The organism is Micromonospora sp. NPDC048907 (assembly GCF_055586885.1).
The window spans coordinates 131,027-137,919 of the sequence record NZ_JBVJHI010000012.1; the positions used below are offsets into that span (position 1 = coordinate 131,027).

General features: G+C 74.6%; 5 protein-coding genes. 2 read left to right on the plus strand and 3 right to left on the minus strand.

The genetic code is table 11. The features are described 5' to 3' along the window. Window positions 1-3 precede the first annotated feature (3 nt). Window positions 4-1,569: a serine/threonine-protein kinase gene (locus tag ACZ6PY_RS29600; protein ID WP_466078320.1), complete on the plus strand. Its 1,566-nt coding sequence runs from the start codon at window positions 4-6 to the stop codon at window positions 1,567-1,569. 10 nt (window positions 1,570-1,579) lie between these two features. Here ACZ6PY_RS29600 and ACZ6PY_RS29605 read toward each other — a convergent pair whose 3' ends face one another. Continuing rightward, complete coding sequence (locus ACZ6PY_RS29605) at window positions 1,580-2,464, minus strand: MOSC domain-containing protein (protein WP_466078323.1); 885 nt, start codon at window positions 2,462-2,464, stop codon at window positions 1,580-1,582. 148 nt (window positions 2,465-2,612) lie between these two features. Here ACZ6PY_RS29605 and ACZ6PY_RS29610 point away from each other — a divergent pair, with 148 nt between their 5' ends. Then, window positions 2,613-3,365 carry a DedA family protein gene (locus ACZ6PY_RS29610; RefSeq protein ID WP_466078326.1) on the plus strand — a complete coding sequence of 251 codons (753 nt, stop codon included), beginning with the start codon at window positions 2,613-2,615 and terminating at the stop codon, window positions 3,363-3,365. A 75-nt stretch (window positions 3,366-3,440) separates the two neighbouring features. On the opposite strand, the gene ACZ6PY_RS29615 is transcribed toward ACZ6PY_RS29610, so the two are convergent. Both ACZ6PY_RS29615 and gdhA read right to left on the minus strand, forming a co-directional pair. Then, on the minus strand, window positions 3,441-4,805 hold the full coding sequence (locus tag ACZ6PY_RS29615) for an alpha/beta hydrolase family protein (protein ID WP_466078329.1): 1,365 nt from the start codon (window positions 4,803-4,805) through the stop codon (window positions 3,441-3,443). Between the two features lie 165 nt (window positions 4,806-4,970). After that, the gene (gdhA, locus tag ACZ6PY_RS29620) at window positions 4,971-6,392 is read right to left on the minus strand and encodes an NADP-specific glutamate dehydrogenase (protein ID WP_466078332.1); all 1,422 of its coding nucleotides are present in this window, start codon (window positions 6,390-6,392) and stop codon (window positions 4,971-4,973) included. Between the last annotated feature and the right edge of the window lie 501 nt (window positions 6,393-6,893).

A 6,893-nucleotide genomic window follows, 5' to 3' on the forward strand; every position in this document is an offset into this window, starting at 1 on the left:
CGGGTGGCCCACACCACCCGGCCGGCGCCCCGTTCGGTCGAGAAGCGCCCGATCGGCGCGGAACCGGGCACCGGGTTGGTGCGCCGCCCCTCCGGCCAGGCACACTGGACCACCATGTCGCCGTTCACGCCCTCGCTCCGGCTGCACGACCGGTACGTCCTGCGCGAGCGCATCGGGCTCGGCGGGATGTCCGAGGTGTGGCGGGCCGACGACGAGGTGCTGCACCGCCCCGTCGCGGTCAAGGCCCTCGCCACCCAGCTCGCCGCCGACCCGCAGCTGCGCGCCACCATCCAGCGCGAGGCCCGTGCCGCGGCGCGGCTCACCCACCCGCACGTGACCCAGGTGTACGACTACGGCGAGGCGACTCTCCCCGACGCCTCGGTCGTGCCCTACCTGGTCATGGAGCTGGTCGAGGGCCAGACCCTCACCGACCGGCTGACCGCGGGGCCGCTCGCCTGGCCGGAGGCCGTCCGGCTGGCCGGGCAGATCGCCGCCGCCCTGGCCGCCGCGCACCGGATCGGCGTGGTGCACCGCGACATCAAGCCCGGCAACGTGATGCTCACCGAGACCGGGGCGAAGGTGCTCGACTTCGGCATCGCCACCCTGGCCGGGCCCCGGCACCCCCTCGCCGGGCAGACCGGCGAACTGCTGATGGGCACCCCGGCGTACTTCGCGCCGGAACGGATGACCCCCGGCCCGGCGAACCCGGCCAGCGACGTGTACGCCCTCGGTGCCCTGCTCTACCGCACCCTCACCGGGCGCGCCCCGCTGCCGGTGCAGACCTGGGACGACGTGCTCGACGTGCAGGCCCGCCGCCCCCCGGTGCCGCCGCTGCGCATCCCCGGGCTGCCCGCCGACGTCGCCGAGCTCACCCTGGCCTGCCTGGCCGTGGACCCGGCGCGCCGGCCCACCGCCGCCCAGCTCGCCACCCGGCTGGGCGCCGGCCGCCCCGCCGACCCGCCCACCGCGATCCTGCCCACGGTGTCCCGTCCGGAGCACCCGCCGACGCTGATCGAGCGGGCGCCCCGCCCGGTCCCGCCGCCGCCCGCGCGGCCGGCCGCCCGGTCGAACCGGCTCGTCGGGGCGCTCGTCGCCGCCGGGGTGGTGCTGCTGCTCGCCCTGGTCGGCACCCTGCTGCTCGATCACGACCCCGACGCCCCGACGGATGCCGGGCCGGTCGTCGGGTTGTCGACCGGTCCCGCGACCGGCACGGGGCCGGCCGAGGAGCCCAGCCCGTCGAAGCCGTCCGCGCCGGCCACCTCCGGCCCGGCCGCCACCCGGCCGGCGCCGGTGACCCTGCGCCAGCTCGCCGGGCAGTTCGCCGACGTGCTCGACCGGGCGGTGGCCGAGGGCCGGCTCGACCGGAAGACCGCGAACGACCTGCGCGAGAAGGCCGCCCAGTTGGAGCGCGGCAAGCCCAGGGACCGGGCCAAGCGGGCCGAGGACCTGCGGGAGCGGATCGACGACCTGGCCGAGGACGGCAAGCTCGACAACGGCACCGCCGCCGCCCTCCAGGACCTGCTCGACGCCTACGCGGGGCTGCGCGAGGGCGGCCGGGGCGAGGGCTGAGCCGCCCGGCTCAGGCCAGCCGGACCGGATCACCCGCCCGGATCCGCCCGGCACGCACCACCTGCGCGTACGCGCCGACGCACGGCTGCGGCGCCAGCCCGGCCAGCGGCACCACCCGGTTCAGCCGGGCCGGTACGCGCAGCGCCTCCGGCTCGCGGGGGAGCGTGCCGTGCGCCAGGGTCGGCACCGCGCAGCGGGGTGTCGGTGCCAGCACCCGCAGCACCAGCTCGGCGCCGATCCGCAGCTCCCGGCCCGGCCAGTCGTTCTCCTCGAACCCGGCGCCGCCGGTGTCCAGCACCAGGTTCGGCCGGTAGCGCACCGGGTCCACCGTGCCGGCGGGCAGCTCCGCCCCGACCCGGCGCAGCGTCGCGGTGGTCAGCAGGTGCACCGGGGCGAAGTCGACGAAACCGCCCGGCGGCGCCGCCCCCCCGAGCCGCCCCTCCTCCACGGGCACCGGCACGGCCACCCCGCCGGCGAGCACCTCCTCGGGGCGGGATCGTTCGAGCACCGCGTCCGGCGGCGGGGTGTCGACCAGCGTCACCGGCTCACCGAGCACCGTGGACAGCACGTCGTCCACCCCGTCGTCGCCGGCCGACACGCTGCGGCCGTCGGGCAGCGTGATCCGCACCGAGCCGTCGCCGCCGGTGGCCGCCAGCGTGGTCAGCGCCCGCCACCGGTACGGGTTCTTCGCGCTCGCCACCCGCCCGGTCTCCCGGTGCAGCAGGGCCAGCCGCCGGTCCCCGGCCAAGCCGGCCTCGTCCACGGCGGCGGCGTCGAGGTCCTCACCCAGCAGCGACTTCACCGGGTAACGCCGGATGCGCGCCACCCGCCCGATCACCGGCCCGCCACCCGTCGTCCCGGGCCGTTCCCGGTCACCCGGCATGCTGCCCGTCATCGGCTCCCCGTCCCCGGGGCACGGCCGCCCCACCGGACCACCGTAGGTCACCGGTCCGACGCCGCCCGTCCGGACCGGACGCCGGACCAGGTCCCCGCCCGCGGAGGTTTTCGTGGTCGCCGGTCCCGTCCCCTCGTAACGTTGTCGGATGATCGGAAACGCGCAACTCCTCGTCGGTCCCCGGGTGGCGGCCCCGCGTGCCGCGGAGCCGGCCGGCGAAGGACCCGTCGGCTGGGTCACCGGCCTGGTCGAACGGCTCGGCGGCCCCGGGGCCGGCCTCGCGGTGGCCCTGGAGAACCTCTTCCCGCCCATCCCCAGCGAGGTGATCCTGCCGCTGGCCGGGTTCACGGCCAGCCAGGGGCGGATGAGCCTGGTCGGTGCCATCGCGTGGACGACCCTCGGGTCGGTGCTGGGAGCGCTGGCCCTCTACCAGATCGGCGCGGCTCTGGGCCGGGACCGGATGCGGGCCCTCGTGGGCCGGCTGCCACTTGTCAAGCTGGAGGACGTCGACCGCACCGAGGCGTGGTTCCTCCGGCACGGCGTCAAGGCGGTGTTCTTCGGCCGGATGATTCCGATCTTCCGCAGTCTCGTCTCGATCCCGGCCGGCGTGGAACGGATGCCCGTGCCGGTCTTCCTGCTCTTCACCTCGCTGGGCAGCCTCATCTGGAACAGCACGTTCGTGCTGGCCGGCTACCTGCTCGGCGAGAACTGGCACGTCGTGGAGTCGTACGTCGGGACGGTGCAGAACGTGGTCATCGCGGCCTGCGTGGGCGCGGTCGGCTGGTTCGTGTTCAGCCGGGTACGCCGGGCGCGCCGCCCCCGCCCCACTCCGGCCGAGCCGCCCCGCGGCACCCTCTACCGGGGCGGCTGGTGGAGCCCTGAGGAGCCCGACGACCGCTGACGCCGCCGAGCGGACCGGCCGCCGGCCGGCACCCCGGGATGCGGGGCGCCGGCCGGCGGCGGGTCTGGCGGGCGGTCAGCAGGGCGCGTACAGGCGGCGGGTTCCCGAGCCGGCCGTCCAGGCGGCCGGGTCGCTGAACCGGCAGCCGAAGTCCGGCGCCGCCACCGCCTTCCGGTCGGTGACCGCGTCGCCGGCCGGGCGCTTGCCGGTGCGTACCCAGGAGACCAGGTCGTCCCAGGCGGCGCCGGCCTCGGCCGGGCTGAACTCGCAGTGCTGCGCGGCCCGGATCGCCCGCTGCACGACCAGCCGGCTGCGACCGTGCCACGCGACATCCCGGGCGTAGGCCTGCTCCATGCCGAACGGCACGAACAGGTCGCCCAGGTCGTGCAGGCTGAGCACCGGCACGGTGGGCCGGCCGCTGATCCGCGGCACCTCGGTCAGCGTCGGGGACAGCCGCTGCCACAGGTTCTCCGGCGCGACCCGCTGCACGGTGGCGTTGACGTTCACGGGGCTGTTCGGGGAGTACCGGGTGAGCAGGTTCGTGGCGAGCTGGCCCGGCCGTTGGGCGGGGGAGTCCCCGCCGTCGGTGACGGTGATGCTGAACAGGAAGTCCTTCCAGACCGCGAAGGCGGCGTCGGCGCCGGGCCGCGGGCCGCCGGACCGCTCGACCGTGACGGCCCGCAGTTGCTTGCCGAGGTCGTTGGTGGTGTCCGGGCCGCCCGGCTTCAGGTCGGCGAGCCCGAGCGCCACCTGGATCCGCGGCACCGCGTTGGTCAGGTAGTCGTCCGGCGTCGGGTACGCGCGCACCCCGGCGAGCGCCTGCGCGACCAGGTTGTAGTCGAGGAAGAAGTCGAACAGCTCCTGGTCGCCGAGCACCCCGCACATCGGCAGCGCGCCGTCGTAGTAGCCCGGGTACTGCTCCAGGGAGCGCCCGATGATGTGCCCGCCCATCGAGACGCCGGCGATGAGCACCCGCCGGGGCCGCTTCACCGTGTCGGCGAAGAAGTCGGCCAGCTCGCGGGTGCCGAGCACGCCGGAGCGGATGTCGTAGCCGTTGCGGTCGTAGGAGGACGACGCCCAGGCGTACCCCTGCGCCAGCATCCGCTGGCGCAGGTCGTAGGCGGGCGGCTCGGGGGAGAGCACGGTGCCCTGCCCGCGGTAGCCGTGCGCCCACATCACCAGGTCGCCGTTCCACCTGGCGGGGGTCTCGATGATGAAGCCGGCGTGCGCGTGCACGCCCTGCCGGACGGTGGTGGTGGCGCCGTCGATCACCAGTGGTGCCAGCGGCGGATTGCTGATGGTGTAGCCGGGCAGGGGCTGGGTGCCGTCGTCGCGCTCGGCGGCGACGGCGGGCGCGGCGCCGGCGAGGCCGACCGCGAGGGTGAGGGTCGCGCCGGCGGCGAGCAGCCGGCGCAGGAGGCGGGTGGATGAGGTCAGCATCGGTGCTCCCCCGGGGACGGGTGCCGCCCCGGACCGGGGCGGCCAGGCGGGACGGATGCCTACCGGCCGGTAGCGCCCTGAACCTAGGACGCGGCCTCGAAGCCTGTCAATCGTTGACTGACCGAACGGTCAGCCAGTTCCAGCCGGTCCGCCCACAGTGGCCCCTCACACCAGACCGTGCGCCAGCATCGCCTCCGCCACCCGCCGGAAGCCGTTGATGTTCGCGCCGGCCACGTAGTCACCCGGCAGGCCGTACTCCTCCGCGGTCGCCCAGCAGCGGGCGTGGATGTCCCGCATCGTCTCGCGCAGCCGCTGCTCCGACTGGGCGAACGTCCACGAGTCGCGGCTGGCGTTCTGCTGCATCTCCAGCGCGCTCACCGCCACCCCGCCGGCGTTCGCGGCCTTGCCCGGGGCGAACCGCACCCCGGCCCGGCCCAGGATCCGCACCGCCTCCGGCGTGGTGGGCATGTTCGCCCCCTCGACCACCGCGACACAGCCGCCGGCCACCAGCGCCGCGGCCTCCGCGCCGCCGATCTCGTTCTGCGTCGCGCAGGGCAGCGCCAGATCGCAGGGCACCTCCCAGACGGTACGGCCGGAGACCGCCACCGCGTGCGGCACGTGCCGCACGTAGTCGTCGAGCCGGGCCCGGCGCTCCTCCTTCAGCTCACGGAGCAGGGCCAGGTCGATTCCCTTCTCGTCCAGCACGTAGCCGTCCGAATCGGAGCAGGCCACCACCGTGCCGCCGAGCTGGTGCACCTTCTCGATCGCGTAGATGGCCACGTTGCCGGAACCGGAGACCACCACCCGCTTGCCGTCCAGGCTGTCGCCGGTCTGCCGCAGCATCTCCTCGGCGAAGAAGACCGCCCCGTAACCGGTCGCCTCCCGCCGCACCTGCGCGCCCCCGTACGCCAGCCCCTTGCCGGTCAGCACACCCGACTCGTAGCGGTTGGTGATCCGCTTGTACTGGCCGAACAGGTAGCCGATCTCCCGGCCGCCCACCCCGATGTCCCCGGCCGGCACGTCGGTCTGCGCGCCGATGTGCCGGTACAGCTCGGTCATGAAACTCTGGCAGAACCGCATCACCTCACGGTCCGAGCGGCCCTTCGGGTCGAAGTCCGCCCCGCCCTTGCCGCCGCCGATCGGCAGGCCGGTCAGCGCGTTCTTGAAGATCTGCTCGAAACCGAGGAACTTCACGATCCCCAGGTAGACCGACGGGTGGAACCGCAGGCCGCCCTTGAACGGGCCCAGGGCGCTGTTGAACTCCACCCGGAAACCGCGGTTCACCCGGACCCGGCCGTGGTCGTCCTCCCACGGCACCCGGAAGATGACCTGCCGCTCCGGCTCGCAGATCCGCTCGATGACGCACGCGTGCGCGTACTCGGGGTGGCGGGCCAGGGCCGGACCGATGCTCTCCAGCACCTCCCGGACGGCCTGGTGGAACTCGGGCTCACCCGGGTTCCGCTTCACCACGTTCGCGAACACCGTCTCGACGGTCTCCGGCATCACGGACACGCCCCTTCCGGTCCCGGTGCCGGCCTCGTCGCCGCACCGCCCCGGGGTACGGATCATCACCGTCGTCCGGTTCATCGGCGCCGCCCCAAGCGGCTGAATCCGGTTCGCGCGGTGCCTCGGCCCCTGAGTGGAACGCCGCGGGTGTCGCCGGGGCCGGGATGCACCCATAGAGTTCCACCGACCGTGTACGTGTGGGTGTGGTGTCCGTTTCGCGGGGTGACCGGCGGCATCCCGGCGGTGGAATGGCCGGCGGGTGGGGGTCGTTATACCCGGTGCACGACCGAGGAAGGGATGGCCCGCCGAGGCGGGTGTCCCCGGCCCGGGAATGATGGTGGCCCGCCGGTCGTTGTACATGGTCCCGGCGCGACGAAGAGGCCCCGCCCCGTGCGCCGGATGATCCCCCTAAGACTTTCCTTGAGCGCCTGACGTGGTGCTTGCGCCCACCCAATCACGTGCCGACCCCCCTCGGCTGTGGTGGTGCGCCAACCCCCGAATGGAGCTACCCCCATGAACACGATGCTGCGTAAGAGCGTGCTGGGTATTGCTGGTCTGGCCTTCACCGGTGGTGTGTTCGCC

Bases quoted from the DNA above. Each gene is read 5' to 3' on its own strand.
- ACZ6PY_RS29605 (WP_466078323.1), bottom strand. From the start codon at position 2,464: ATGACGGGCAGCATGCCGGGTGACCGGGAACGGCCCGGGACGACGGGT.
- ACZ6PY_RS29610 (WP_466078326.1), top strand. From the start codon at position 2,613: ATGATCGGAAACGCGCAACTCCTCGTCGGTCCCCGGGTGGCGGCCCCG.
- ACZ6PY_RS29615 (WP_466078329.1), bottom strand. From the start codon at position 4,805: ATGCTGACCTCATCCACCCGCCTCCTGCGCCGGCTGCTCGCCGCCGGC.
- gdhA (WP_466078332.1), bottom strand. From the start codon at position 6,392: ATGAACCGGACGACGGTGATGATCCGTACCCCGGGGCGGTGCGGCGAC.